General features: G+C 61.9%; 25 protein-coding genes and 1 tRNA gene. 16 read left to right on the top strand and 10 right to left on the bottom strand.

From position 1 onward, the window contains the following. Positions 1-237: 237 nt before the first annotated feature. Together BBI10_RS14735 and BBI10_RS14730 are read right to left on the bottom strand one after the other, a co-directional pair. Positions 238-1,188, bottom strand: coding sequence for a DUF979 domain-containing protein (locus tag BBI10_RS14735; protein WP_065989450.1), 951 nt, complete (start codon positions 1,186-1,188; stop codon positions 238-240). Continuing rightward, on the bottom strand, positions 1,185-1,913 hold the full coding sequence (locus BBI10_RS14730) for a DUF969 domain-containing protein (protein WP_065989448.1): 729 nt from the start codon (positions 1,911-1,913) through the stop codon (positions 1,185-1,187). The genes BBI10_RS14735 and BBI10_RS14730 overlap by 4 nt, the downstream gene beginning before the upstream one ends. Before the next feature lie 327 nt (positions 1,914-2,240). Between BBI10_RS14730 and BBI10_RS14725 the strand changes: the two genes are divergently transcribed. Continuing rightward, entirely contained in the window at positions 2,241-3,167 is a 927-nt protein-coding gene (locus BBI10_RS14725) for a LysR family transcriptional regulator (protein WP_065989446.1), read from the top strand. Positions 3,168-3,173: 6 nt separating this feature from the next. Here the strand turns inward: BBI10_RS14725 and BBI10_RS14720 are convergent, their stop codons facing one another. Next, positions 3,174-4,061 carry a LysR family transcriptional regulator gene (locus BBI10_RS14720; protein WP_065989441.1) on the bottom strand — a complete coding sequence of 296 codons (888 nt, stop codon included), beginning with the start codon at positions 4,059-4,061 and terminating at the stop codon, positions 3,174-3,176. 118 nt (positions 4,062-4,179) lie between these two features. On the opposite strand from BBI10_RS14720, the gene BBI10_RS14715 reads away from it, so the two are divergent. After that, a complete protein-coding gene (locus tag BBI10_RS14715; RefSeq protein ID WP_065989700.1) occupies positions 4,180-4,665 on the top strand; it encodes a multidrug/biocide efflux PACE transporter in 486 nt (161 codons plus the stop codon). A gap of 121 nt (positions 4,666-4,786) precedes the next feature. Further along, positions 4,787-5,224 carry a carboxymuconolactone decarboxylase family protein gene (locus BBI10_RS14710; protein ID WP_065989439.1) on the top strand — a complete coding sequence of 146 codons (438 nt, stop codon included), beginning with the start codon at positions 4,787-4,789 and terminating at the stop codon, positions 5,222-5,224. 15 nt (positions 5,225-5,239) lie between these two features. Here BBI10_RS14710 and BBI10_RS14705 read toward each other — a convergent pair whose 3' ends face one another. After that, on the bottom strand, positions 5,240-6,391 hold the full coding sequence (locus BBI10_RS14705) for an MFS transporter (protein WP_065989436.1): 1,152 nt from the start codon (positions 6,389-6,391) through the stop codon (positions 5,240-5,242). 249 nt (positions 6,392-6,640) lie between these two features. Between BBI10_RS14705 and BBI10_RS27585 the strand changes: the two genes are divergently transcribed. After that, positions 6,641-6,859, top strand: coding sequence for a hypothetical protein (locus tag BBI10_RS27585; RefSeq protein WP_065989434.1), 219 nt, complete (start codon positions 6,641-6,643; stop codon positions 6,857-6,859). Between the two features lie 344 nt (positions 6,860-7,203). After that, positions 7,204-8,088, top strand: coding sequence for an EamA family transporter RarD (gene rarD / locus BBI10_RS14695; RefSeq protein ID WP_065989432.1), 885 nt, complete (start codon positions 7,204-7,206; stop codon positions 8,086-8,088). Positions 8,089-8,112: 24 nt separating this feature from the next. Here the strand turns inward: rarD and zapE are convergent, their stop codons facing one another. Next, positions 8,113-9,234 (bottom strand): cell division protein ZapE, encoded by a 1,122-nt coding sequence (gene zapE, locus BBI10_RS14690; protein WP_065989430.1) that lies wholly within the window; start codon positions 9,232-9,234, stop codon positions 8,113-8,115. A gap of 9 nt (positions 9,235-9,243) precedes the next feature. Further along, positions 9,244-10,452, bottom strand: coding sequence for an MFS transporter (locus BBI10_RS14685; protein WP_065989429.1), 1,209 nt, complete (start codon positions 10,450-10,452; stop codon positions 9,244-9,246). Between the two features lie 204 nt (positions 10,453-10,656). Here BBI10_RS14685 and BBI10_RS14680 point away from each other — a divergent pair, with 204 nt between their 5' ends. Further along, complete coding sequence (locus BBI10_RS14680; RefSeq protein WP_065989428.1) at positions 10,657-12,102, top strand: SulP family inorganic anion transporter; 1,446 nt, start codon at positions 10,657-10,659, stop codon at positions 12,100-12,102. A gap of 27 nt (positions 12,103-12,129) precedes the next feature. On the opposite strand, the gene BBI10_RS14675 is transcribed toward BBI10_RS14680, so the two are convergent. Continuing rightward, positions 12,130-12,690: a cysteine hydrolase family protein gene (locus BBI10_RS14675; RefSeq protein WP_065989698.1), complete on the bottom strand. Its 561-nt coding sequence runs from the start codon at positions 12,688-12,690 to the stop codon at positions 12,130-12,132. Between the two features lie 185 nt (positions 12,691-12,875). Here BBI10_RS14675 and BBI10_RS14670 point away from each other — a divergent pair, with 185 nt between their 5' ends. The 10 genes from BBI10_RS14670 (at position 12,876) to BBI10_RS14625 (ending at position 20,917) form a co-directional block, all read left to right on the top strand. After that, a complete protein-coding gene (locus BBI10_RS14670) occupies positions 12,876-13,625 on the top strand; it encodes a 3-oxoacyl-ACP reductase family protein (RefSeq protein ID WP_065989427.1) in 750 nt (249 codons plus the stop codon). A gap of 165 nt (positions 13,626-13,790) precedes the next feature. Next, positions 13,791-13,880: transfer RNA gene (locus tag BBI10_RS14665), tRNA-Ser, on the top strand. A gap of 470 nt (positions 13,881-14,350) precedes the next feature. Continuing rightward, positions 14,351-14,845 carry a helix-turn-helix domain-containing protein gene (locus BBI10_RS27285; RefSeq protein ID WP_065989425.1) on the top strand — a complete coding sequence of 165 codons (495 nt, stop codon included), beginning with the start codon at positions 14,351-14,353 and terminating at the stop codon, positions 14,843-14,845. Between the two features lie 67 nt (positions 14,846-14,912). Further along, complete coding sequence (locus tag BBI10_RS14655; RefSeq protein WP_065989424.1) at positions 14,913-15,347, top strand: DUF4124 domain-containing protein; 435 nt, start codon at positions 14,913-14,915, stop codon at positions 15,345-15,347. Between the two features lie 172 nt (positions 15,348-15,519). Then, entirely contained in the window at positions 15,520-15,918 is a 399-nt protein-coding gene (locus BBI10_RS14650) for a YybH family protein (RefSeq protein WP_065989423.1), read from the top strand. A gap of 183 nt (positions 15,919-16,101) precedes the next feature. Then, positions 16,102-17,604 carry a purine-cytosine permease family protein gene (locus BBI10_RS14645; protein WP_065989422.1) on the top strand — a complete coding sequence of 501 codons (1,503 nt, stop codon included), beginning with the start codon at positions 16,102-16,104 and terminating at the stop codon, positions 17,602-17,604. Between the two features lie 227 nt (positions 17,605-17,831). Continuing rightward, positions 17,832-18,125 carry a DUF6388 family protein gene (locus BBI10_RS14640; protein WP_065989420.1) on the top strand — a complete coding sequence of 98 codons (294 nt, stop codon included), beginning with the start codon at positions 17,832-17,834 and terminating at the stop codon, positions 18,123-18,125. Between the two features lie 132 nt (positions 18,126-18,257). Next, positions 18,258-18,947 carry a crotonase/enoyl-CoA hydratase family protein gene (locus BBI10_RS14635; protein WP_065989419.1) on the top strand — a complete coding sequence of 230 codons (690 nt, stop codon included), beginning with the start codon at positions 18,258-18,260 and terminating at the stop codon, positions 18,945-18,947. A gap of 150 nt (positions 18,948-19,097) precedes the next feature. Further along, positions 19,098-19,853 carry a lysophospholipid acyltransferase family protein gene (locus BBI10_RS14630; protein WP_065989418.1) on the top strand — a complete coding sequence of 252 codons (756 nt, stop codon included), beginning with the start codon at positions 19,098-19,100 and terminating at the stop codon, positions 19,851-19,853. Positions 19,854-19,945: 92 nt separating this feature from the next. Further along, entirely contained in the window at positions 19,946-20,917 is a 972-nt protein-coding gene (locus tag BBI10_RS14625; protein WP_065989417.1) for a magnesium and cobalt transport protein CorA, read from the top strand. Between the two features lie 200 nt (positions 20,918-21,117). On the opposite strand, the gene BBI10_RS14620 is transcribed toward BBI10_RS14625, so the two are convergent. From BBI10_RS14620 to BBI10_RS14610, 3 genes are all read right to left on the bottom strand, one after another. Continuing rightward, positions 21,118-21,840 carry an amidotransferase gene (locus BBI10_RS14620; protein ID WP_065989416.1) on the bottom strand — a complete coding sequence of 241 codons (723 nt, stop codon included), beginning with the start codon at positions 21,838-21,840 and terminating at the stop codon, positions 21,118-21,120. Between the two features lie 149 nt (positions 21,841-21,989). Continuing rightward, positions 21,990-24,131, bottom strand: a complete 2,142-nt coding sequence (locus BBI10_RS14615) for a 3-hydroxyacyl-CoA dehydrogenase NAD-binding domain-containing protein (RefSeq protein WP_065989414.1) — start codon at positions 24,129-24,131, stop codon at positions 21,990-21,992. Between the two features lie 67 nt (positions 24,132-24,198). Beyond that, positions 24,199-25,404, bottom strand: coding sequence for an acetyl-CoA C-acetyltransferase (locus BBI10_RS14610; protein WP_065989412.1), 1,206 nt, complete (start codon positions 25,402-25,404; stop codon positions 24,199-24,201). Positions 25,405-25,595 lie beyond the last annotated feature (191 nt).

Here is a 25,595-nt window from a genome sequence, read left to right as displayed (position 1 = left end):
ATTTCTTCCCGGGGAGACATGTGGCCTGGTATCGGGTGCACACGGTGTTCATGGGAAGCGGGCTGTAAGCCCTGAGGCAGAGGGTTTGCAGCCACTGGTCGTACAGACCACGAATTCGCGCAAACGTTTGCGGTGAGGGGCTGACAACGCCGAATTTGAATGGTGTAAGCGAGCCGAGGGAGGAGGTCTGCCCGCAAAAGCCTGCGGGCCGGGCGCTGAAATCAGATCAGGAAATGACTACATCAGGAAATACAGCAGGAGGATATTCGCCACCAGCATCGCCAGCGCGGTGGGGATTTGCGCTTTGATCACGGCATATTTGTCAGGCAGTTCCAGCAACGCCGCAGGTATCAGGTTGTAGTTGGCCGCCATCGGCGTCATCAGCGTGCCGCAGTAGCCCGAGAACATGCCGATGGCGGCCATCACCGCCGGGTTGGCGCCGTACATGCCTACCAGCACCGGCACGCCGATGCCGCCGGTCATCACCGGAAACGCGGCAAAGCCGTTGCCCATGACGATGGTGAACAGCGCCATGCCCAGCACATACACCATCACCGCGACGAGACGAAAATCCAGGTTGATGTAGGCCGTGGCCAGGTGAGCCACCGCTTTGCCGACGCCCGCGTCGTTGAACACCAGGCCGAGCATCGCCAGCATCTGTGGCAGCACCAATGCCCAACCCAGCGCTTCGGTCAGGCGCCGCGATTCGCGCATGGCCTGCACCGGCGTGTCGCGGGTCAGCCAGCAGGCCAGTCCCAGCGCTACCAGACTGCCGATGCCCAGCGACACAAACGTGCTGTTGGCCGGGTCCAGCAGAAAGACGTCACCAAACTTGATGTTCTTCAGCAGCACCGCGCCAATCACGGTGACCAGCGGAATCGCCAGCGCCGGAATGAACAGCTTATTCTTCAAGCGCCCTGCACTCTTCCGTCGCGCCCGGTCGTTGAGGTTCTCATGCTGGCCGAAACCGACGCCGCCGAAGCCTGCGATCACCGCCATAACGATCACCCCGACGCCCACCCACACCGGTGGCAGCTTCTCGCCGACCAGAAACGCGATGGCGAACAGACCCCAGAACAGCCCCGTGGTCCAGCGCTTGGGGTTGCTCCGATCAGTCGCGGTCATGAACGCCGTGATCGCCAGAATCACGCCCGCCAGCCAGTACAGGTATTGAATGGAAATGATCATCGCGCCAGCTCCTTGTCGACCGCGGCGGCCGGCGGAAGCACCTTGAGCTCACGGTTCAGGTGCTGATCGAAACGGTGCAGGCGGATGGCGTGGATGACGAACGCGCAGATCGCTGTCGGAATCCCCCAGAAGGCGATGTGCATCGGGTCGACATCAATGCCGGAGCCGAGCAGGAAGGTGTGCATCAGCGCAATCGCACCAAACGCGACGAAGATGTCTTCGCCAAAGAACAGCCCGACATTGTCGGTCGCTGCGCACAACGCCAGCAGCTTGATGCGCAACCCCTCGGGCAGCTTGCCGAAACGCGATTCAGCGGCGCCCTCGGCCATGGGCGCGAGCAACGGCCGCACCATCTGCGGGTGGCCGCCGAGGCTGGTCAGCCCCAAGGCTGCAGTGGTTTCCCGCACGAACAGGTAGGCGATCAGCAGGCGTCCGGCCGTGGCGCCGGTGAACCGGGCGATCCAGTTCTGCGCGTGCAGACGCAGGCCGTGGCGTTCCAGCAAACCGATCACCGCCAAGGGCAAGAGGATGATCAGCGGTAGCGTGCGGGTTTTGATGAAGCCCGTGCCGATGGTCGCCAGAATGGTTTCCAGCGGCATGCTGGCGGCAAGGCCGGTGGCCAGAGCGGCAAGCGCCACGACCAGCATCGGGTTGAAACGCAGGACGAAGCCCAGAACGATGACCAGCACGCCAAGCAGCGGCCAGAGGTTGATAGCGGTTTGCATGATGGGGTTCTCGTTGGCAGTGGCGGTACCTTGCTGGGGCACGAATGAGGAACAGGGTCGAGAAACGAGCGATGACAGCACTTATGCTCAGAACAGGCTAAGCCCAGGCTCAACGGAGTCACAGCGCCGCTGCCCCATGGCACCGCAGTCCCGCCGGGGCGTCCAACGGGAAAAACCCGCTATGGCCCATAAGATTTTCTGTTGCCGGGATGGCATGCAACCTGCTGTTCCAGTGCTCAGTTTGCACAGGTCGTGCCGGCCACGACGTGTCGCTCCCCCGTGATCCCCGTACGTGCGCCGGCGCTCAATTGCTCAAGGAAATCCTCGGTGAATCTCAAGTTTCTGGAAACCTTCGTCTGGGTCGCGCGGCTGAAAAGCTTTCGTCTGACGGCAGAAAAACTGTTCAGCACCCAGGCCTCCATCTCCAGCCGCATCGCCGCGCTGGAGGACGAAATGGGCGTGCGCCTGTTCGTCCGGGATTCCAGGGGCGTGTCGCTGACCCAAGAGGGTCTGCGCGTGCTCGAATACGCCGAGCACATCATGGACACGATGCAAAGCATGAAGGCGGCGATCAAGGACCCGAGCCAGGTGCGCGGCCGCATCCGCATCGGCGCCATGGATACGGTGATACACACCTGGCTCAGCCCCCTGGTAACACGCCTGATGAAGTGTTACCCGAACCTGGAAATCGAGCTCACCGCCGAGACCGCCAGCAACCTCTGCTCGCAGCTGGAAAAGGGGTATCAGGACATCATTTTCCAGACCGACGTGCTGCGCTTCGACAGCGTGCGCAATGCGGTGCTGGCGCGCTATCCCCTGCGCTGGGTAGTGCCGACCGGCTCGGCGTTCGACCGCCCCGACGTGACCCTCGAAGAGATCGCCGAGGCGCGCATCGTCACGTTCTCGCGCAACTCGCGGCCGCACCAGGACATCCTCAACATGCTGCACACCGCCAACATCGTCACGCCACGGATCAACTGCGTGAACTCGGCGTCGGCGATCACCCGCCTGGTGCGCGACGGCTTCGGCATCGGCGCGCTGCCGGTGACGCTGGTCCATGGCGAACTGGCCCAGGGCGCGTTGACGCTGATAGAGAACGTCCCGCTGCCGCCGCTGATGGACATCGTCGCCAGCTGGCGCACCGGCGCGGGCATGGAGTTGGTGGAAGACATCGTCAGCCTGACCCGCGAGGTGGTAAACGCGTTCGCTCAGGAGATGCCGGAAGGGTTTGTACTGGAGGGCGGACCCGAGTAAGCCCGATCAATAGCCCCCCCGCCCCTCCAGCAGCGTGTCCAGCAGCCACGTCCCCGCCGGACCCAGGCTTTTTTGCCGCGACCAGATCACGTCGACCGCCGAGCTGCGCGGCCAACCCGGCACCGTGAGTTCCTTCAACCGGCCCTGACCGCAGGTGCTGACCAGCCAGCGCGGCAGTGCCGACCAGCCGAATCCGAAGATCGCCATGTCCATCAGCAGCAGGTAATAGGGCGCTGACCAGCTGCGTCGCGCGCCGCTGGGCAGGTCGTCGGTGGGCACGCTCTCGTCAACGATGGTGTTCAGGCGCAACGCCCGATGCTGCGCGAGATGGCGATAATCGACGGCCTTTTCAGTGGCCAGCGGGTGGTTATGGGAAACGAAGATGCCGAAGTCGGCGCGCTCGACGATGGTCGCGTAGCCCACTTCCGGCGGATACGAGGCCTGGGCCGACAGCAAACCCAGGGACGCACGACCCGTCTGGATCAGGTTGATCGCGTCGCCGTGCTCGGCAAACACACACTCCAGTTCCAGCTCCGGAAAGCGCTGATCGAGTTCGGTCATGCGTGCCTGAAATTCAGCGAACTGGTTGGCGTCGGACAGCACCAGCGTCAGGCGCGGCTCCATCCCTTCAACCAGACGCCCTGCCGCACGGCGCAAGGTGTCGGACGCTGCGAGCACGTCTTCGATGCGCCCTTCCAGCGCCCTGCCCGCTTCGGTAAGCGCCGGATGGCGGGTTGACCGATCAAACAGTTCGACCCCCAGATCAATCTCCAGCCGCGAAATGGCCTCGCTGATGGTCGATTGACTCTTGCCCAGCCGTCGCGCAGCGGCACTGAACGAGCCCAGCGCGATGGTCTGCGCGAACGCTTCAAGGGCTTCGGGGGAATAACTCACGGGGTGGCACCTCTGCACAGCGCTCAATTCCCCATCGGTTTTTCCGATGGGACCGATTTTCACTCTAGCCCATCGCACCACGACAATGCACACCTGCCCCGAAAAAGTGATCGCCCCCATGCCTCTGCATACCCTGACCTCCCACACGACCGCGAAGCCGGTCGTTTCGCGAAAGTCCCTCAAAGAGCGCGTCCTGCATGCGCTGCTGTTCGAACTGATCGGCGTGCTGATGTTTGCGCCAGGGCTGGCTTGGGTGCTCGGCCAGTCCATTGGCAAGATGGGCGCGATGACGGTGATGATCTCCACCATCGCCATGCTCTGGAACATGGTCTTTAACGCCGGGTTCGACCGCCTGCGGGCGCGGTTGGGTTTCGCCCTGAATCTCAAGGCGCGTGCGCTGCATGCCATCGGCTTTGAAGCGGGACTGATTTTCATGGTGGTGCCGATGGTGGCGTGGTGGTTGTCGGTCACATTGCTGGAAGCCTTCCTGCTGGACATCGGCCTGGTGCTTTTGTATCTCCCGTACACAATGCTGTTCAACCTGGCCTACGACGGGATTCGCGAGCGACTGATCGCCCGGCCCCAGTCATGCGCTGCTGATTGATAACCGTGTAATTGGTCTCCCCTAAACCTCCTTCATTGGCTATTCGGCATGCCCCAGCGCCGACGTAAGCTTTCGCCACGTCCAGCGGCTATCGCCGGCAACCTTTGAAGAGAGCACTGACATGAACAACCGAATCGCCTGGGCCCAGAAATCGCCGGAGGCCTACAAAGCCATGGCCGGGCTGGAGACGGCGCTGAGCAAATCGGGGCTGGATCATTCGCTCTTGGAGCTGATCCGTCTGCGTGCTTCGCAGCTCAACGGCTGTGCGTACTGCGTCAACCTGCACGCCAATGACGCACGCAAGGCCGGCGAAACCGAGGCCCGTCTGCAGACCCTTAGCGTGTGGGAAGACACCGAATTCTTCACCGAGAAGGAAAAGGTCGTACTTGCCTGGGTGGAAAGCCTGACGCTGCTGCCCGTGCACCGCGCGCCGCAGCATCAGTACGAGGCGCTGCTCAAGCACTACAGCGACGCCGAAATGGTCAACATCACCCTCGCCGTCGCCACCATCAACGCCTGGAACCGCTTCGGCGTGGGCTTCGCGATGATGCCGAGCTGACTCCCGTTATTGGCTTCAGACCCGCAAGAACCGACCGCTGATCGCCACACCCAGCAGCATCACGGCGATGATCATGAACGCCGCGCCGAGGCTGCTGAGGTGAGCGACAAAACCGATGCCGGCCGGCCCCATCAAAATGCCGATGTAGCCCAATGTGGTGATCGCCGGCACTGCCACGTTCTCCGGCATGGTTTTCTGCCGGCCGACCGCGCTGTAAAACACCGGCACGATGTTGGAACAGCCGATGCCCACCAGCGCGTACCCGCACAGCGCCGCCTGCCAAACCGGAATAAGGGTCGCGACGGTCATCCCGGCGGCCGCGCACAGCCCGCCAAACAGGATGATCTTGTGCACACCGAGGCGCCGGACGATCGGATCGCCGCACAGGCGACCGATTGCCATGAACAGCGCGAACACCGCATAACCGAACCCTGCGTAAGACGGCTCGACCCCGCGCTGGGCGCTGAGGAACACCGCGCTCCAGTCGAGCATCGCGCCTTCGGTGAGGAACACCGTGAAGCACATCAACCCGATGAACAGCACCACGCCCCGCGGAATCGCAAACGCCGGCCCGCCCGGTTCGCTGCCATAGGGCAACAAGTGCGGCGCGGCTTTATACAACGCGAGGGCAATGAACAACGCGACGAAGGCCATCGCTAGCCACGGCCAGACGCCAACGCTCAACAACGCCGACACCCCCGCCGCCCCCAGAATCCCACCGCAGCTGAACAGCCCGTGAAACCCGGACATCATGGTCTTGCCGCTCGCCCGTTCGACGATGATCGCCTGGATATTGGTGACGCAACCCAGCGCGCCCATGCTCGCGCCATAGACAAACAGCGTGGCGACCATCAGCGGCACCGAGCTCAGGGTGGCCAATAAAGGCAGGCACACACAGGCGATGCCGCCCGTTATCACGATCAACCGCCGACAGCCATAACGCACCGTCATAGCCCCGGCCAGTGGCATGGAAACGATCGAGCCAATGCCCAGGCACAACAGCAACAACCCGAGGCCGGCGTCATCCAGGCCCAGACGGCTTTTCGCATAAGGCACCAGCGGCGCCCAGGCCGACATACTGAACCCGGTGACAAAAAACGCGATACGCGTCGAAAACTGCTCCAGCCGCCCCGGTACCACGGGCGCTGCGGTGCTGATGGAAGTCATTGCCGCTCCCTTGAAATGCTTGGACGCGGACTCTTGGACGGGGACAGATTCATTTACGGTGAAGCGCTGTAAATAAATCAGTCCCCTCGAAATAGTCCCCTCGAATTGGGACCAGCCTAACAAAGCTTGAAACAATGCCGAAGAAGGGATGTTGAAGGGAGTGGCCTCACGAACGCCTCAATCGATCTCGACGACACGGACGCGGAGCGTGGGAACGATCGATTGCTTCAGTGAGACCGGCTTCAGCCGTTGCCGTTGCCGTTGCCGTTGCCGTTGCCGTTGCTGTTGCTGTTGCTGTTGCTGTTGCTGTTGATCTTCTACGCGGTAGTTCAAACACCGCCAATCGCGACTTTGGTGCAGGCCGAACGCAGACGACGCGGAGTGGGCCGAGCGGCATGGATGCCGCGAGAGCGCCGCCAGGACATGGATGTCCGTTCGGCGCGGGCCCACGGAGCGTCGTCGGAGTGAGGGAACCCGACGAAGTCGGGCCAAACCGAGAGCAGGCACTTTTGGTTACTTTTAGTGCTTTTTAAAAGTAACTCGCCGAAGGCGAAACCCGAGGCCCCTAGGCCGACCGCTGTAGATCTCGATCTTGATCTTGATCCCGAAAGAGCATCGTTTACTGCCAGCCCACCTGCGGTTTACCAGATTGCTGCGGACCGACGGCACGACCTCAGATAAACTCTGCGCCGTTGCAGTGCGCTATGCCTCAAAAAGCGCCTCAACAAGTGCCATCAAAGCGCGCCATCAGAGCCCGCCGATAAAAGCATCCCTGCACCCCAATCCTGAAGCATCGAAAACAAGGAGCCCCTGTGTACAAGGGCGTTGCGTTATCGGTCATGGCCTCCTGCCTGTTCGCGGTCATGTACTACTACACCTCACTGCTCACGCCATTGAGCGGTGAAGAAATCTTCGGTTGGCGCATGCTGCTGACCCTGCCCTGCGTGACGCTGTTCATGCTCTCCACCGGAGACTGGAAACTCGCCCGCGCCCTCGCCGCCCGTGTGCGTCAGACGCCTGCCCTGCTGGCGGCGATGGCGCTGTCAGCGACCTTGATGGGCGCGCAATTGTGGCTGTTCATGTGGGCGCCGCTGCACGGCCGCAGCCTGGAAGTATCACTGGGGTATTTTCTGCTGCCGCTGACGATGATCCTCACCGGACGCGTGGTGTATGGCGAACACCTGTCCCACCTGCAAAAAATCGCCGCCTGCTGCGCCCTCGTCGGCGTCGGCAACGAACTGCTGCGCCTGGGCAGTTTTTCCTGGGAAACCCTGCTCGTCTGCCTGGGTTATCCGCTGTACTTTGTGCTGCGGCGCAAGCTCAAGACCGACAACCTCGGCGGCCTGTGGTGGGACATGCTGCTGATCCTGCCTGTCGCGGTGCTGTTCATCTGCCAAGGCAACCCGTCGGTGGTGGAACAATTCCCGCGGTTCTATGTGCTGATTCCGGTGTTGGGGGCGATCAGTGCGTCGGCGCTGGTCAGCTACATTCGCGCCAGCCGCCTGCTGGCGTTCAGCGTGTTCGGCCTGCTGAGCTACGTCGAGCCGGTGCTGCTGGTCGGCGTCGCCCTGCTGCTGGGCGAATCCATCGGCCGCGATGAATGGATGACCTACCTGCCCATCTGGCTGGCGGTCATGGTCCTGGTGGGAGAAGGTGCCAAACATGTGTTGGCCCAGCGGCGACGCAACAGCGTGTGAATTGACGTTTGCTCGTTGGCAGCGTTAATGACCGAAGCGCGCCAGCTGCATTTCCTGCAACCGGCTCAGCGTGCGCCGGAACGCGAACGCCAGGTAGCCTTCGGTGTACAGCTCGGCCATCGGCATCGCGGCTTCTATGTACAGCGGCACCTTGCGGTCGTAGCACTCGTCGACCAGGGCGATGAAACGCCGAACGCCGTCGTCGTAAGGCGACAGCTGGGGCAGCTCGCGGTCCCCCGCCGTCACCTGTTCAACGCCATCCTCGGTACCACGGGCAATGCGCCCTTCGCGCTGGGGCGCGCTCAACGCCGGCACTTCACTCAACAAGACCGCTTTATAGCGATCGCACAGCTCGATGAAATCCATCGCCGCCAGCGGTTGCTCGCACAAGTCGGCATACCGGCACCAGATCACCGTTCGACTGCTGCGCACCCCCGGCACATGGCGACGGCCTAACGGCACCGGTTGAGTCGACACCGACTCACCGCTGCTCAGCGCTTCGAATACCTCCACCAACGCGCTCGGCCCCCGCTCCGCCTTCACCCAGTAACGCTGCTGAGCCTGACCGGGGTGCAACCGGTGGTCCTCGCCGCCGTCAACCGACACCACTTCCATGAAGTGGTTGATCGCTGTAATAGCGGGCACGAAACGCTCGCGGTTATGCCCCGTGGCGTACAGCTGCTCGGGCAACTGATTTGAGGTGCAGACCAGCACCACGCCCTCGTCGAACATCGCGCGCAACAGGCCGCCGAGAATCACCGCGTCGCCGATGTCATTGACGAACAACTCGTCGAAACACAGCACGCGCACGTCCTGGGCCAGCTCCCGGGCCAGCATCTGAAGGGGTTTGGCCACGCCAGTGAGCTGGAACAGCCGCTGATGCACCCACCGCATGAAGTGATGAAAATGCTGGCGCCGGGCCGGGACCTGCAGGCCTTCGTAAAAACGGTCCATGAGCCAGGTCTTGCCACGTCCCACCGGGCCCCACAGATAAACGCCCTTGACCGCGCGACCGCGCTTGCCGTCGTTCAGCCCCTGCCAGCACGCCTGCAAGTGCAACGCGGCAGTGCGCTGGGCCTCGTCCGGCTGAAAGCCCCGGGCATCAACGGCCTGCTGCCAGGCCTCAAGTGGAGACAGAACGGTCACCGAAACGCTTCACTGCGCAGTGGAATTTTGGTCGTGGCGTCTGGAATACGAGGCGCCCAACAGATAGAAGCTGCCGCCGGCGATGATGAACGCCGCCAGCATGTAGAACATGAAATGCGCCGACTGGGTCGCCAGTGCGAAGCCGCACAGCACCGGCCCCAGCGCGCCGCCGAGGTTGGAGAGGTTTTGCGCGCCGTAATACATGCCGCGCAAATGAGTGGGCGCGATGCGGTCGATGAACATGTACTCGGCGGGAAACACGATGATCTCGCCGAGGGTGAACACCGCCACCGCCAGCGACCAGTGCAGCACCGTCGTGGATAGGGCGAACCCCACCACGCCCATCAGGAACAGGCTGAAACCCGCGGTCAGCCACTGATTCAGGTACTCATGGCTGATGCGTTTGCCGACCAGGTACTGCAAGCAGATCACCACGGCGGCGTTCACCGCGACCACCGAGCTGATCACCTGATAGGTAAATTCCGGCGTACTGGTGGTCACCAGGTATTGCGAGAGGTACGCCGTGAACTGCCCGAACACCACCGCGCTGAGCACGCCGCCGATGGTGAAGCACACCAGTCGGTAGTCCTTGAGCAGGATGCGTCCGACGGCGATGAAGGAAATCGGCGCATTGGCCGGGTCCGCCGAGCTCAGCTTGCGGTCCCCGTACATCGCGTACACCACCAGGAAACCCAGGCCCAGCGCGGCCGACATCACGAACGGCAGCTTCATGTTCCAGTGCGCCAGCCCTGCGCCAATGAACGGCCCGACCGCATAGCCGATGTTGATCAGCGTGTAGCGCACCGAGAACACCTTGCTCTGCTCGGCCACCGGCAGCAGCTTGCCGAATGCCGCCTTGACCACGATATCAATGACCGAATACGCGAAATTGAACGACACCAGAAACAGGAAGAACAGCCACAGCTTGCTGGTCACGCACATGCCGATGAAGCCGGCGACGAAGAACCCGGTGAAGCACAGAATCAGCCGGTAGCTGGACAGTTTGTCGGTGAGGTAGCCGCCGTACAGACTCAGCAATGAGCCGGCAATCAGCGCTCCGCCGACGACCATGCCGATATCGCTCATGCCCAGGACGAAATTCGAAGAAAGGTAAATCACCAGGTACGGCAGAGTGATCGCCCTGCCCAGCGTCAGAAACAACGACGACGAAAGCAGGAGATTGACCGAAGCCGGGTAGTGTCTGAGCGCAGCTAGCATCCGTGTTCTGTCCTTGATGACGTGCCGAGCCTGGGCGACAGGAATCGGCGAGCTGTTTGAGTCAAACATCGTTACATAATCGGCCGCGACAGGACACATGAAGAATGAGTGAAAGGCAGCAGGGTGCGGCATTCCTGCGACTGGCCGTCGCCGCTTACATTCCGTAACATCCCCTCCTTTTGCCCACCGCCCTTCAGGAATGTCATGAAACCCGCCCGTCTTCGCGCCGATGTCCTCGCCGGACTCACCACCTCTTTTGCCCTGGTGCCCGAGTGCATCGCCTTCGCGCTGGTCGCGCACCTCAACCCGCTGATGGGCCTGTATGGGGCCTTTATCATCTGTACGCTGACCGCGCTGTTCGGCGGGCGTCCCGGCATGGTCTCCGGCGCGGCGGGTTCGATGGCCGTGGTCATCGTGGCGCTGGTGGTGCAACACGGCGTGCAGTACCTGCTGGCGACGGTGTTGCTGGGCGGGTTGGTGATGATCGCGTTCGGACTGCTGCGCCTGGGCAAACTGGTGCGGATGGTGCCGTATCCGGTCATGCTCGGGTTCGTCAACGGCCTTGCCATCGTTATCGCCATGGCGCAGCTGGAGCATTTCAAAAGCGGCGAATCCTGGCTCAGCGGCACGCCGCTGTACCTGATGATCGGCCTGGTGGCGCTGACCATGGCGGTGGTGTACCTGCTGCCTCGCCTGACCCGCTCGGTGCCGCCGGCGCTGGTCGCCATCCTCGGCGTCGGCCTGCTGGTGTACCTGTTCGACCTGCCGACGCGCACCCTCGGCGACATGGCGCACATCGCCGGCGGTCTGCCGAGCCTGTCGCTGCCGGACGTGCCGTGGAATCTGGAGACCCTGCAGATCATCGCGCCCTACGCGATTCTCATGGCGCTGGTCGGTCTGCTGGAAACCCTGCTGACCCTGAACCTCACCGACGAAATCACCGAGAGCCGCGGCTACCCCGACCGCGAGTGCGTTGCCCTCGGCGTCGCCAACCTGGCTTCGGGCCTGTGCGGTGGCATGGGCGGCTGCGCGATGATCGGCCAGACCGTGATCAACCTGAGTTCCGGCGGCCGCGGTCGTCTGTCCGGCATCGTCGCCGGGGTAATGATTCTGATGTTCGTGCTGTTCCTGTCGCCCCTCATCGAGCGCATTCCCTTGGCGGCGCTGGTCGGCGTGATGTTCGTGGTGGCCCAGCAGACGTTCGCCTGGGCGTCCTTGCGCGTGCTGCGCAAAGTCCCGCTGAACGATGTCTTCGCAATCATTGCCGTGACCATCGTCACCGTCCTCACCGACCTGGCCACCGCCGTGCTGTTCGGCATCCTGGTGGCGGCGCTGAATTTCGCCTGGCAACAGGCGCGCGAGCTGTACGCCGACAGCCACACCGAGCCGGACGGCAGCAAGATATATCACCTGCACGGCACGCTGTTCTTCGCCTCCACCACGCCCTTCCTGGATCAGTTCGATCACGTCAACGATCCGCAACAGGTCACGCTGGATTGCCGTCATCTTATCTTCGTGGACTATTCCGCCATCGCGGCACTGAAAACCCTGCGCGAGCGCTACCAGAAAGCGGGGAAACACCTGCGCGTGGTGCACCTGTCGGAACGCTGCAAAAAGCTGCTCAAGCGCGCGGGTGTGCAGCACGCCTGAGCCGCGGGTTGAGCCTCGACATGCGGGTTAACTGAGCGCTCGCAGAACCGCCTCGGTCGCCATCACCTGCGCGTACTCACCGTGCAGGTTGGCCAGCGACATGGCGTGGATGTCTTCGGCACTGCGCGATTGCCCGAAGAAGTCCACGCCGTCGAAGGTGAAGCAGGCGTCGTGGGGCACGATGACCTCGAAGCCGAGATTGCCGCCAGTGCGCGCGGTGGACTCCACGGAATTGTTGGTCACCACACCAACGATCACCACCTGATTGATCCCGTCCGCACGCAGCCACCCTTCCAGCGCCGAATGGCAGAACGCGTCTGGCACCTGTTTGTGCAGCTCGCCTTCGTCATCCCACGGCACAAATGCCGGCTGAAACTCGACGCCGGACTGCTGCGGCCAGAACACCGAGTCCGGTGAGCGGGAGAAATGCCGCACGTGAATCGCCGTGCGCCCGCTTTCGCGCCACGCGCTCAGCAGTTCCAGCATCCGCTGCTCGGCGTCAGGGTTGTTGCGCTGGCCCAATTTCGGGTGGTTGATGCCCTGCTGCATATCGATGAGGACCAGGGCGGCTTTCGGTTGGATGTGCATGTTGTTCCCTTTGATGACGTCAGTGCCGTGAAGACCAAGGCGCGTTGAAAGTGCTTCATCGCCTTCACTCACGACCTCCGGTTTACCCAGACTATCTCGACCACCGGTTACCGCGCGAGCCATGGAGGGCAGATACTGTTGCCCATCCACCCACGAATGAGCACTCAGGCCTAAAGGAGATCGACATGACTCATCCCACCAATCTGATTGGTAAAACAGCACTGGTACAAGGCGGCTCGCGCGGTATCGGCGCTGCGATCGTCAAGCGTCTGGTCGAACAAGGCGCAGCGGTGGCGTTCACCTTCGTCAGCTCCGAAGCCAAAGCCCGGGAACTGCAAGACAGCATCACCGCAGCCGGCGGCAAAGCCCTGGCGATCCAGGCCGACAGCGCCAACGCCGAAGACATCCGCGACGCCGTCGCCGAGACCGTGAAGACCTTCGGCGGCCTCGACATCCTCGTCAACAACGCCGGCGTGCTGGCCATCGCCCCGCTGGACGAATTCACCCTCGAAGACTTCGACCGAACCCTGGCGATCAACGTACGCAGCGTGTTCATCGCCAGTCAGGAAGCGGCGCGTCACATGAAAGAAGGCGGTCGCATCATCAACATCGGCAGCACCAACGCCGACCGCATGCCCTTCGCCGGAGGCGGCGTCTACGCCATGAGCAAATCGGCGCTGGTCGGCCTGACCAAGGGCCTGGCCCGCGACCTCGGTCCGCGCGGCATCACCGTCAACAACGTCCAGCCCGGCCCGGTCGACACCGACATGAACCCGGCCGACGGCGAGTTCGCCGAAACACTGATGGGCCTGATGGCCATCCCGCGCTACGGCAAGTCCGAAGAAATCGCCGCGATGGTCGCCTACCTCGCCGGCCCCGAAGCGGGCTATGTCACCGGCGCCAGCCTGACCATCGACGGCGGCTTCGGCGCCTGATCCCCGCGCACTCGCCACCGACACGAAGCCCCGGACCTCGTTCAGGAGCCGGGGCCTCGGACTTTTTTGCTTAAGCGCATGAAAATTCTGAAAAAAAGTTTTGCCTTCGCCAAAGCTTTCGACTACATTAGCGCGCCTCGACAGACTGAACGTCTGAAGAGATACGGTGAAGTGTCCGAGTGGCTTAAGGAGCACGCCTGGAAAGTGTGTATACAAGAAATTGTATCGAGAGTTCGAATCTCTCCTTCACCGCCACATTAAAAAGATCCCCGCAACGCTTCTGGCGTGCGGGGATTTTTGTTTGTGGTGCGTGGCAACCACTGTCTATGCGCGAGTGACCCTGCCCACGAAGACGGCATTTCAACCGTTGACTACTCTGCAGATTAAACACGATCTTCGCGAGCAAGCTCGCTCCCACAGTTCTTTCATCGACTGAAACAACTGTGAGGTATCTCGCCATGCCCCCGCCATCCCGCCATGTCACCAACACGTGACCCGACCCAATAGAATAACTAGAATCGCCCCGCGTTTATTTTTCCACGCAAAGCGTCGGAAAAATCGCCATTTGGGTGTCTTAGCAGCTAAGGTCTACCCGTTGTACGTGTGAATGACTCCAATTCCCGTTAACGGCTAGCGCTACACCAAAAGAAAACAGTCCGTATTCCGGCCCCCATTGCGCACCCGCGAGAGACATCTGCAGGGTGCGAATTCGCAGGAGAAGGTAGATGAATGGCATCGGCAAACGTTTGCGCCAAGAACGAAAACGTCTGAAATTGACACAAAGCGCGCTGGGCGCTATCGGTGGTGTGGAAGCCAACGCTCAGGGGCATTACGAGAGCGGGCAGCGATTGCCCAGGGCGGATTATCTGTTCAAGATCGCCGCCGCCGGAGTGGACATTAACCGCGTTGTCACTGGGGTCGACCCCTCGGCCCGCGCTGAAATGCCCACCTTTTCGACGGTGCAGACAGACCAGGACATGGAGGGTGCAGCCGATCTCGACAGCTCGGAAAGCATGGTGAAAATCATCAGCCAGCTGCGCCAGAGCCTGTGGATCACGGCCAATGCATTGTGCGAAGTGACCCGTTTGGTGAATTCCGAAGAACCGCGCGCAAGCGCTGATCATGTCGAAGACCACCTGAGGGTGTTGCAAAGCGACGCCGACATGTTCGCGGCACTCGCCCTGGCGAAAGTCCAGAAAGCCGCCCACGAAACCCACTGATCCCGATCAGCGTGACTGACAGCCGAACCTCTCAGATGGTAGCCTTGCGCCATCCAGGGAGGTTTCGATGATCAGATTTCCAGCGCTGTGCCTGACGGCCATAATGTTGCCCTTGTCCGGTATGGCAAACGCCGACGTGTTCAAATGCGTCGCCGCCAACGGCGCCATCAGTTTCGCCCAAAGCCCTTGCCCGACTTATGTGGGCGAATCCACGGTACAGCGCCCGCCTCCGTCCCGGCTTTCCAGCGAGTGGGAAGAGACTGATTTTCCCTATCGCCTGAACAAAAACGCCACTGAAATTCTGCAAGTCAGCCGACGCCGGAAGCTCATCATCACCAACGAGCGGGAGATCGCCGATCGCCTGCAAAGCATTCGCCCCCCTCCCCCTGGCCTTCCCTCGACCTGCGTCGCACCTCGTTACGACAGTGCCTGCTTCGACCCCTCCGGCGGCCGGGTTCGTCAGCCTGTCAAAAGCGGCCTGATGAAATCCTCAGGAAACTGACAGCGTTGCCTGCTTACTGCTTAGTTACGGCTTGCCGCTTAAGGCTAAAGGCTTGCCGCTCACCGTTACTTCTCGATTTTCTGAACTAAGTTTTTACCGGCGCCGATGTGACGCCCCGTGACAGCTGCTTACAGTCGGGCCCCATCGCCAGAATCACAAAAACGAGCCGGCCATGACCTCCACCGACACCCGCCACGACGCCGTTCAACACGAGGCACAAGCGCTCATCGACGCGTTCGCCAGCAACAACACGGACGCCTACTTCGCCGCATTCGCCGAAGACGCCACTTTCCTCTTTCACACGCTGCCTGCGCCCCTGCTGTCACGCGCCGCTTACCGCGATGTGTGGGCCGGCTGGCAGGCCGACGGCTTTGCGGTGCTGGGTTGCCAATCGCGCAACGCGCACATCTGCCTGCAGGGTGAGACCGCGATTTTCATGCACGACGTCGACACCCACGTCCGCTTCGGCGATCAGGAAAGCCATTCCAGCGAACGTGAAACCATTGTCTTTCGGCAATATGGCGCGCGCTGGCTGGCGTGCCACGAACACCTGTCCGTGAAAACCGACTAGCGCGACGCGCAATCAATGGCGAGTTGCCCTCAGAGGCTGCCGTACGCACCACCCACTGCCTCACCTGATTCAGGGTCGCAATGCCGACCACTGCCAATGCCACGATCGGTTTCACCGGTCGAGATAACGGGCCAGCGCTTTTCGTTGGCCCCATAACAACACGACAGCGCGCAGGAACCTCCCATGGCTCACCCCACCACCACGATCGAAACCTTCGGGGTCGAACAAATCCCCGATCATCAGCGCGACGCTGCGCCCCTCGACCTGTTTCGTCTGACCTTCGGCGGCGCCAACACGTTCGCCACGGCAGTGTTGGGCAGCTTTCCGGTGCTGTTCGGCCTGTCGTTCCAGGCCGGCGTCTGGGCCATCCTGTTGGGCGTCGTGCTCGGGTCGATCATCCTTGCGCCGATGGGTCTGTTTGGCGCCCTCAACGGCACCAACAACGCGGTTTCATCCGGCGCGCATTTTGGCGTTCACGGACGCATCGTCGGCTCGTTCCTGTCGCTGCTCACGGCGGTCGCGTTCTTCTCGCTGTCGGTCTGGAGCTCGGGGGATGCGTTGATCGGCGGCGCCAAACGCATGGTCGGCCTGCCGGAAAACGACGTCACCCTGGCGTTGGCCTACGGCGTGTTTGCCGTACTGGTGTTGGCGGTGTGCATCTACGGTTTCCGCTTCATGCTGTGGGTCAACAAGATCGCGGTCTTCGCTTCCAGCCTGTTGTTCCTGCTCGGCCTCTTTGCCTTCGGCGGCAGCTTCGATGCGGGCTTTGCTGGCACGGTCAATCGGGGCAGCGAAGGGTTCTGGGCAGCGTTCATCGGGGCGGCGCTTCTGGCGATGAGCAATCCGGTGTCGTTCGGTGCATTTCTCGGTGACTGGTCGCGCTATATCCCACGCCAGACGTCGAAAAAACGCATCATGGCGTCGGTGTTCCTGGCGCAGATCTGCACGCTGATTCCGTTCCTGTTCGGGCTGTGCACGGCGACCATCGTGGCCACCCAGGCGCCGCAATACATCACGGACAACAACTACGTTGGCGGCCTGCTGGCGGTCTCGCCCAGTTGGTTCTTTCTGCCGGTGTGCCTGATTGCGATCATCGGCGGGATGTCGACCGGCACGACGTCGCTTTATGGCACCGGGCTGGACATGTCGAGCATGTTTCCGCGCCTGCTCAACCGCGCCCAGGCGACGATTCTGATCGGCATCGCTGCGATTGCCTTCATCTTCATCGGCCGTTTCGCCTTCAATCTGGTGCAAAGCGTGTCGACCTTCGCGGTGCTGATCGTCACCTGCACGTCGCCGTGGATCGTCATCATGGTCCTGGGCCTGATCGTACGCCGTGGCTTCTATCATCCGGCGGACCTGCAAGTGTTCACCCGTGGCCAGAGCGGTGGACACTACTGGTTCGAGCATGGCTGGAACTGGCGCGGGCTGGGCGCGTGGCTGCCAAGCGCGGCAGTGGGCCTGTGCTTCGTCAACTTGCCGGGGCAGTTTGTCGGTCCACTGGGCAATCTGGCGGGCGGTATCGACATCAGCCTGCCGATCACCCTTGGCCTGGCGACGCTGTTGTACATCACCCTGTTGCGCACCTTCCCGGAACCGGTCGGCGTGTATGGTGCTCAGGGTCCGCACCCGCTGCTCGGCAATAACGCGCGCCGTAATATGAAGAAGCCGATGGCGATCGGTTGACAGTCCGACGCCGTTGCCCGCGGGCTCGCTGCAAGGCGGGCCCTTTTTATGTGTCCGCGGCGGCGCTATACGTTCAGCGATCAAAGCCCCGGGCTACACCGACCGACGGGTCGCCTGTGACTGGCGCCAGTGATGCACATCACGCACAATCGCCGCTTGGCTCATGACCTCAGCAGCATCCCACCCACAGCAACACGTCAGCTCGACCCACAGGAGATCACCCCCGCATGAACGCAAACGACTGGACCGAAGCTGCCTTGGCGAAGTACATCGTGACCAATCCGATGTTGCAGGCTGAAATCCAGGATTTGAGCCCGAAAGAACAGCAGCAGCAAACCCTCTGGGCTTTCGAAGACGAAGCCGAAGCCCAGGGCATCCCGACCTGGGAGCTGGCGCTGACCTTCATTGCCGAAACCCCCGAGCAATTGAAGGAACTGCGTCTGGCTACGCACAAGGAAGCGGCCGAGGCACTGGACATGGACTGGGATGAGTACTGCGAACTGAATGAAGTCGAGGTTTAACCGCTCCGTTCCCTCTCAGGGTCGCTAGACCTGGCGGCCCGCCCCTGACTTGCCAGTCATCCTTTACGCTTTACCTTGCCCTGCCGGGTGAGTAACGTCTGCGCCACTTCAAAACAAAAAAGGACTCGCGCCATGAGTGATTTGGTCGCCTATCAACTGGATGACGGCGTTGCGACGCTGACCCTGACCAACGGCAAGGTCAACGCCATCAGCAACGACGTGGTCGCCGCGTTCAATGCCGCACTGGACCGCGCCGAGCAGGACCGTGCCGTGGTGATCATCACCGGTCAGCCGGGGATTCTCTCCGGCGGGTATGACCTGAAAATCATGACCTCGTCGCCGGAAGCCGCCATGGCCTTGGTCGCCGAAGGCTCAACCCTGGCGCGGCGAATGCTGTCGTTCCCGTTCCCGGTCGTGGTCGCGTGCGGCGGTCATGCTGTAGCGAAAGGCGCGTTTCTGCTGCTGTCGGCGGATTACCGTATTGGCGTCGAAGGCCCGTTCAGCATCGGTCTGAACGAGGTGCAGATCGGCATGACCATGCACCATGCCGGCATCGAACTGGCCCGTGATCGCCTGCGCAAAAGTGCCTTCGGTCGCTCGGTGATCTGCGGCGAGATGTTCGATCCCCACGGCGCGCTGCAAGCCGGGTTCTTCGACAAGGTGGTCGCACCGGAACAACTCACCGAGGCCGCGCGCGCCGTGGCGCTGCAGATGAAGAAGATCAACATGCGGGCCCACAAGCAGACCAAACTGAAAGTGCGCAAGGCATTTCTCGAGACCCTCGACCGGGCTATCGAGCTGGATCGCCAGATCCCGCTCTGAGGCAGCCCTGACAACGCGCTGCATTCCCGGCAGCGCGTTGCCCTTGAAACATCCCGTTAAATTCCTGATCCTCCCCCCGGCCTGTGGGCGATTGCCGATTCCAGTGCACATCCGTACACTGCGCGGCTTTTCGCCTACCGGGTGGTTTGCATGCTGTTCGTACTGCGTATGTTGTTGATGGGCCTGCACTTTCTCGTCGCAGGCGCACTGGGGCTTTTACTTGGCCTGTGCCGCCCGTTCAACCCTGACAACAGCCGTCTGTGTGCTCGCCTCTACGCCCTCCCCGCCATCGGCATTCTCGGGCTGCGCCTGAACACCCAGCTCAGCCCGCAGTTCGAGCAGACCAGGCCCTGCGTGATCATCTGTAACCATCAGTCCAACTACGATTTGTTTGTCCTCGGCAACATCGTGCCGCCGCGCACGGTCTGCATCGGCAAAAAAAGTCTCAAGTGGGTGCCGTTTTTTGGCCAGCTGTTCTGGCTGGCGGGCAACGTGCTGATCGACCGAGGCAATCCGCAGAAGGCACGCCGCGCCATTCTCCAGACCACCGACACCCTGCAGCACAAGGACACGTCCATCTGGGTGTTCCCTGAAGGCACGCGCAACAAGGGCGAAGGGCTGATGCCGTTCAAGCGCGGGGCGTTTCAGATGGCGATCGAAGCCGGTGTGCCCATTGTGCCTGTGTGCGTGAGCACCTACGTGCGCAGCATGGAGTTGAGCCGATGGAACAGCGGCGAGGTGATCATCCGCACGCTGCCCGCGATCCCGACCGCAAACCTCACCGGCGACGATATCCCTCAACTCATCGCGCTGTGCCACGGCCAGATGCAAGCCTGCATCGCCAGCATGGACGCGCAAGTCCGAGGCTGCGCGGCTACCCTTCCAACAGACGCTGAACCGCACTGAAAAAACCTGCGAACTCGTTTAAATCCGCCGACTCTGATCAGGGAGCGCGCTAAGCTGCGCGTGAGTTTTCCCTAAAAGAAGAAGCAGACATTATGGGTCGAGTGGTTGCCGCTGCGGTTTACAGTGCGGGAAAGAAAGTCACCAATATTGCCCTCGACGAAGGCGCAGCCTGGGCGGCGAAACCCGGGCATTTCGTCTGGATCGGCCTGGAGCATCCGGGCCTCGAAGAACTGACCACGCTGCAACGGCAGTTCAATCTGCACGAGCTGGCCATCGAAGACGCACTGGAAGTCCACAGCCGGCCGAAGCTGGAGACTTTCGGTGACGCGCTGTTCATCGTGACCTACGCGCCGATTCGCGAGAACGGCAAGCTGATCTTCATCGAAACCCATATTTTCGCCGGCAAGGGCTATGTCATCACCTCGCGCAACGGTGACTCGAAGTCCTATGGCCTGGTGCGTCAGCGCTGCGAAGCCCGGCCGTTGCTGCTGGAACATGGGGAAGACTTCGTCCTGTACGCACTGCTGGATTTCGTTACCGAGAACTACCAGCCGGTCACCGAATCGATTCACTGCGAGCTTGAAGAGCTTGAGCACAACGTGCTGCGCAAGGACCTTAACGAGGCCGACATCCACCGCATCCACTCGCTGCGTCGGGACCTGCTGCGCCTGCGCCGTTACGTGGCGCCCATGGTGGAGATTGGCGAGGAGCTGCAGAAGCTCAGCTTCCCCTTCATCGACAAGAACATGCGGCCGTACTTCCGCGACGTGGAAATCCACGTCAAGCGGCAGATGGAAGACCTTTCCAACCTTCGCGACATCGCCAGCCAAACCATCGAAATCAGCCTGCTGCTGGAGTCTTCGCGGCAGAGCCTGACCCAGCGCAAATTTGCCGCCTGGGCCGCGATCCTGGCCTTCCCCACCGCCATCGCCGGGATCTATGGGATGAACTTCGAGAACATGCCCGAGCTGACCTGGCACTACGGGTATTACATGGTGTTGGGGGTGATCGTCGGCGGGTGCGGGATCTTGTTTGCCAGCTTCAAGCGGTCGGGTTGGCTTTGAGGCTTTTTAATGTGCTTACGGCTGTGGCACCGGCTTCGAATACGCCTACGACTGTGGGACCGGCTTTAGCCGGGAAGAGGCCGGTGTGAGCGCCATCCATTTTGCAGCGTGGCAACTGACCCCTTCCCGGCTGAAGCCGGTCCTACGCGCGATCCAGCTGAAGCCGGTCCTGCCTGGTTATTGCACCCGGCCAATCGCGTTTAGCTCACCGGCCGCTTGTTCGCCACAAACCGCATCATCCATTCCGCCACCGCCGTGCCGTGGTGGTCTTCTTCCAGGCTGGCGATGCCTTTGCCGTAGACCTGTTCGCCCAGGGCGTCCTGGCGGATGTCGAGCAGCGTGCGCGAGTAGTCGTGTATGAATTCCGGATGACCCTGGAAGCACAGCACCTGATCGTTGATGTGATACGCAGCGAACGGGCAGAACTCGCTGGTGGCAATGACCGTTGCGCCTTCAGGCAACGCCGTGACCTGATCCTGATGGCTGATCAGCAGCGTGAGCTTGTCCAGCGCCGGCGTCATCCACGGTTGGGTGGGTGCGAGGTTGTAATGATGAATGCCGACGCCCCAGCCCTGTGAGGCGCGTTCGGTCTTGCCGCCCAGTAGCAGTGCCAGCAACTGATGGCCGAAACACACACCCAGCAACTTGTCGCCGCGCTTGTAGCGGTCGAGCAGATACGTCTTCAGGGTTTCGATCCACGGATCGGTGCCGAAGGAATCAGCCTTGGAGCCGGTGATCAGATACGCGTCGAACGGCTCGTCATCTGGCGGGTAATCGCCCTGCATGACGTTGTAGACGACAAATTCCGCTGGCACCGGCTGGCGCGCGAAGAGTTTCTCGAACATCCGCCCGTAACCCTGGTATTGATCGACCAGTTCCGGGCGAAGTACGTCGGTTTCCAGAATGCAGATGCGTAACGACATAAAAATCCCTGAAGCGACAAAAGCGAAAATGCGTGGACCAAGCCTGCCTTGAAGGCCAGGGCAAGGCAAGGCCCAGTTGAGGCAGTGCGCCGTGTTCAGCTGAACCCACGCTGTCCCAACCCTTGATACGGCACAGCGAGGAGTCTTCGCTAGAACAGCGTCCCTTCCTCGGCTTTCTGCAACAGCAGCGCAGGCGGTTGAAAGCGCTCGCCGTAGCGCTCAGCCAAGGCGCGGGCGCGGTTAATGAACGGCTTCAGCCCGTATTGATTGATGAACTGCAACGACCCGCCGGTCCAGGCCGGAAAGCCGATCCCGAGCATCGAACCAACGTTGGCGTCCGCTGTTGAGCGCAGCACGCCCTCCTCCATGCAGCGCACCGTTTCGAGGGCCTGGATGAACAGCAAGCGGTCGCGAATATCCTGACCACTGATCTGTGCCTCGGGCTTATCGAACCGGATTTTCAGCTCTGGCCACAAGTGCTTGGGCGCGCCGTCGGGGTAGTCGTAAAAACCGCCGCCAGAGGTTTTCCCTGCGCGATCAAATTCATGCAGCAGCTGCTCGATCACCGCGTCGGCCGGATGCCCGGCCAGCTCAACGCCCTGCTCGGCCAGGTCCTTGCGCGCCTGCTGGCGAATCTGACTCATCAGCCTCAACGACACCTCGTCGGACACCGCCAGCGGCCCCACGGGCATCCCGGCCTTGCGCGCCTCGGTCTCGATCATCGGCGCACTGACGCCCTCGCCGAGCATGGCAATGCCTTCATCGGCGTAGGTGGCGAACACCCGTGAGGTGAAGAAGCCACGTGTGTCGTTGACCAGAATCGCGGTCTTGCCGATCTGCTGAACGAAATCGAAGGCCCGAGCCAGGGTCATGTCGTTGGTGCGTGCGCCCTTGATGATTTCCACCAGGCGCATCTTCTCCACCGGGCTGAAAAAATGCAGGCCGATGAAGCGCTCTTGCCGGCTGATGGCGCTGGCGAGCCCGGTGATTGGCAGCGTCGAGGTGTTGGACGCAATCACCGCATTGGGCACCACCACTTGCTCGGCGGCGGCGCTGACCTGGGCTTTCAGCTCGCGATTCTCGAACACCGCCTCGATGATCAGGTCGCAACCTTCGAGATCGCTGTCGCGCCCTGTCGGCTTGATTCGGCTCAGCACGGCGTCGCGCTGAGCCTCGGTGAGGCGACCGTTGGCAACCTGCTTGTTCAGCAACCGCGCCGAGTAATCCTTGCCCTTCTGCGCCGCCGCGAGGTTGACGTCCTTGAGGATCACGCTGACGCCCGCCACCGCCGTGACATAGGCAATGCCGCCACCCATTAAACCCGCCCCGAGAATGCCGACCTTGCGCATGTTGAACACCGGCGGCGCCTTGGGCCGCGCCTCAGCCGCCTTGACCCGGTTGAGCTGAAACCAGCTGCCGATCATGTTCTTGGCGATGGGGCCGGTGGCGAGCTCGGTGAAGTAACGCGCCTCGATTTTCTCCGCCGTATGGAAATCCACCTGCGCGCCTTCCACGGCGGCGGCCAGGATCTTCTCCGGCGCCGGGTAGCAACCCCAGGTTTTGCTGCGCAGGATCGACGGCGCGACGGCCAGCATCTGCGCCACTTTCGGGTGCGCAGGCGTGCCGCCGGGCAATTCAAACCCCGGTTGATCCCAGGCTTTGATCGGCGCCGGATTGGCCATAATCCATTCACGCGCCTTGGCCATCAGGTCATCGGCGTCGCTGGCCAACTGATCGATCACACCGAGTTTCAACCCGTGATCGACGCCCAGGGTCCGGCCTTCCATCAGCAACGGCAGGGCTTTCTCCAGCCCCAACATGCGCACCAGACGCACGGTGCCGCCGCCACCCGGAAGCAAACCGAGGGTGACTTCCGGCAAGCCCAATCTGACCTGGCCGCCATTGATTGCGATGCGATGGTGACAGGCCAGGCACAGCTCCAGGCCACCGCCCAATGCAGAACCCTCGATGGCGGCCACCACCGGTTTGCCGAATGTTTCCAGCGCGCGAAGCTGGGCTTTGAGGTCCATGGTCATCTGGTAGAAAGCGGCGGCGCGGGCGGCGTCAACCTGGCTCAGCTCGTTGAGGTCTCCGCCGGCAAAGAACGTTTTCTTCGCCGAACGGATGATCACACCGGCGATGGCCTCTTTGTCCGCCAGCAGGCGCTCAAGGGTCTCCGCCATGGCCTGGCGATACGCCGCATTCATGGTATTGGCCTGCTGGCCGGGCATGTCGACGGTCAGCGTGATGATCTGATCCGGCCCGGTTTCGTAGCGGATGGCATCGCTCATGCGGTCTTTCTTCCTGAAACAGTTATCGGATAAAGGCGGTGGGCGAAGCGCTTATCGTTCTCCACGTTCATACCCGTTCGATGATCGTCGCGATGCCCATACCGCCGCCGACGCACAGGGTCGCCAGGCCGTAACGCAACTGCCGGGCTTCCAGCTCGTCGAGCAGCGTGCCGAGAATGATGCAACCCGTGGCACCCAGTGGGTGGCCGAGGGCAATCGAGCCGCCGTTGACGTTGACCTTGTCGGGGTCGACGCCCATGTCCTTGATGAACTTAAGCACCACCGAGGCGAAGGCTTCGTTGACCTCGAACAGGTCGATGTCATCAATGGTCAGCCCGGCTCGCGCCAAGGCTTTGCGCGTCGCGGGCGCAGGACCGGTGAGCATAATAGTCGGATCGGTGCTGGTCACCGCCGTCACCACAATACGGGCCCGTGGTCGCAGCCCCAGCGCCTGGCCTTTTTGCGCGGTGCCGAGCAGCATCAAGGCGGCGCCATCGACGATGCCGGAGCTGTTGCCCGGCGTGTGCACGTGTTCGATCCGTTCAACGTGGCTGTAGACCCGCAGCGCCGTGGCGTCATAGCCCATTTTGCCGATTGCTTCGAAACTCGGGCGCAGCTTGCCCAGGGCCTCGGACGTGGTGTCGGGACGAATGAACTCGTCATGGTCGAGCAAGAGCAGGCCGTTCTGGTCTTTAACCGGCACCAGCGAACGGCGAAATGCACCCCGCTCGCGCGCCAGTGATGCCTTGTGCTGGGACTGCACGGCGAACAGGTCGACGTCGTCGCGGCTGAAGCCTTCGAGGGTGGCGATCAGATCGGCGCCGATCCCCTGGGGCGTGTAGTGGGTGTGCAGATTGGTGTGCGGGTCCAGCATCCAGGCGCCGCCGTCAGTGCCCATCGGCACGCGCGACATCGATTCCACGCCGCCCACCACCACCAAGTCCTCGAACCCGGAGCGGATCTTCATCGCCCCCAGATTCACCGCTTCAAGCCCCGATGCGCAGAACCGGTTGACCTGAACCCCGCCCACGCTCACGGCCCAATTGGCGACCAGCGCTGCGGTTTTGGCGATGTCGGCGCCTTGATCGCCAATGGGCGTGACGCAGCCCAGCACAATGTCATCGACGTGGTGGGTGTCGAGGTGATTGCGCACTTGCAGTTCTTTCAAAAGCCCTGCCACCAGCTCCACCGGTTTGACGCTGTACAACGCGCCGTCCGACTTGCCCCTGCCCCGCGGCGTGCGCAAGGCATCGTAAATAAACGCTTCGGTCATCCTGTCCTCGCTAACCCGATGAACTGTCTTTTTATCTGTGCGATCGACAGTCGAACTGTCATGGGGGCACTGTCTATCACGAAGCGACACACAGGGCGCGCTGTTTCGCCGGATCAAGTGACAGGGTAGCGGGTTGTGCGAAGTTTCGGACTCGGACGAACGGTAGCGAGCTATTGAGCGTGGACCGTTTT

This window comes from Pseudomonas graminis, from assembly GCF_001705435.1.
Lineage (GTDB): Bacteria > Pseudomonadota > Gammaproteobacteria > Pseudomonadales > Pseudomonadaceae > Aquipseudomonas > Aquipseudomonas graminis_B.
Note: the sequence above shows the minus strand (reverse complement) of the source record. Positions and strands in the feature narration are given on the sequence as shown.

Coding starts and splice junctions, on each gene's coding strand:
- BBI10_RS14735 (WP_065989450.1), bottom strand. CDS start 1,188: ATGATCATTTCCATTCAATACCTGTACTGGCTGGCGGGCGTGATTCTG.
- BBI10_RS14730 (WP_065989448.1), bottom strand. CDS start 1,913: ATGCAAACCGCTATCAACCTCTGGCCGCTGCTTGGCGTGCTGGTCATC.
- BBI10_RS14715 (WP_065989700.1), top strand. CDS start 4,180: ATGCCTCTGCATACCCTGACCTCCCACACGACCGCGAAGCCGGTCGTT.
- BBI10_RS14710 (WP_065989439.1), top strand. CDS start 4,787: ATGAACAACCGAATCGCCTGGGCCCAGAAATCGCCGGAGGCCTACAAA.
- BBI10_RS14705 (WP_065989436.1), bottom strand. CDS start 6,391: ATGACTTCCATCAGCACCGCAGCGCCCGTGGTACCGGGGCGGCTGGAG.
- BBI10_RS14685 (WP_065989429.1), bottom strand. CDS start 10,452: ATGCTAGCTGCGCTCAGACACTACCCGGCTTCGGTCAATCTCCTGCTT.
- BBI10_RS14680 (WP_065989428.1), top strand. CDS start 10,657: ATGAAACCCGCCCGTCTTCGCGCCGATGTCCTCGCCGGACTCACCACC.
- BBI10_RS14675 (WP_065989698.1), bottom strand. CDS start 12,690: ATGCACATCCAACCGAAAGCCGCCCTGGTCCTCATCGATATGCAGCAG.
- BBI10_RS14670 (WP_065989427.1), top strand. CDS start 12,876: ATGACTCATCCCACCAATCTGATTGGTAAAACAGCACTGGTACAAGGC.
- BBI10_RS27285 (WP_065989425.1), top strand. CDS start 14,351: ATGAATGGCATCGGCAAACGTTTGCGCCAAGAACGAAAACGTCTGAAA.
- BBI10_RS14655 (WP_065989424.1), top strand. CDS start 14,913: ATGATCAGATTTCCAGCGCTGTGCCTGACGGCCATAATGTTGCCCTTG.
- BBI10_RS14650 (WP_065989423.1), top strand. CDS start 15,520: ATGACCTCCACCGACACCCGCCACGACGCCGTTCAACACGAGGCACAA.
- BBI10_RS14645 (WP_065989422.1), top strand. CDS start 16,102: ATGGCTCACCCCACCACCACGATCGAAACCTTCGGGGTCGAACAAATC.
- BBI10_RS14640 (WP_065989420.1), top strand. CDS start 17,832: ATGAACGCAAACGACTGGACCGAAGCTGCCTTGGCGAAGTACATCGTG.
- BBI10_RS14635 (WP_065989419.1), top strand. CDS start 18,258: ATGAGTGATTTGGTCGCCTATCAACTGGATGACGGCGTTGCGACGCTG.
- BBI10_RS14630 (WP_065989418.1), top strand. CDS start 19,098: ATGCTGTTCGTACTGCGTATGTTGTTGATGGGCCTGCACTTTCTCGTC.
- BBI10_RS14625 (WP_065989417.1), top strand. CDS start 19,946: ATGGGTCGAGTGGTTGCCGCTGCGGTTTACAGTGCGGGAAAGAAAGTC.
- BBI10_RS14620 (WP_065989416.1), bottom strand. CDS start 21,840: ATGTCGTTACGCATCTGCATTCTGGAAACCGACGTACTTCGCCCGGAA.
- BBI10_RS14615 (WP_065989414.1), bottom strand. CDS start 24,131: ATGAGCGATGCCATCCGCTACGAAACCGGGCCGGATCAGATCATCACG.
- BBI10_RS14610 (WP_065989412.1), bottom strand. CDS start 25,404: ATGACCGAAGCGTTTATTTACGATGCCTTGCGCACGCCGCGGGGCAGG.